We start from the raw sequence: 421 nt of genomic DNA on the forward strand, positions 1-421 counted from the left end.
TCATGGTAAACGTGCGTTTTCGCTCAACGTCAATGCAGCAGCAGTCATCCTCGGCAAACTCTTTCCATGCCGCTTCAACCTCGCGGGAAAAGGCACGGGCTTCTTCCTCCCCGATGCCCAGATAGCGCCAGCTTGGGCGATGACTGAGCCGGAAAAAAGACCCGACGATATGATCCTGATGCAGCTGGATGGCGTTGGCGGCATAGCCGTTATTGCGTACCAGATCGTCTGCGCGGGCATTGCCACGGGTAAAGTTGGGCAACAGGGCTGCATCCACACTTTCACTCGGTGGGTTCCACGACCGCAACTGCCCTCCAAATCCGCTGCCACCGCCGTGATAACCGGCATATTCGCGCAGCGATGTCATGCCGTCCGGCCCCAGAAGGGTGGGAATGGTGGGCGTTTTCATACATAAAATCCT

General features: G+C 57.2%; 1 protein-coding gene. It reads right to left on the bottom strand.

Annotation, left to right across the window (positions count from 1 at the left end):
- On the bottom strand, positions 1-409 hold a 409-nt coding region (locus tag J0A69_RS22430), incomplete at its 3' end, for a phage portal protein (RefSeq protein ID WP_206588857.1).
- Positions 410-421 lie beyond the last annotated feature (12 nt).

This window comes from Algoriphagus pacificus, assembly GCF_017254845.1.
GTDB classification, from domain to species: Bacteria; Bacteroidota; Bacteroidia; order Cytophagales; family Cyclobacteriaceae; genus Algoriphagus; species Algoriphagus pacificus.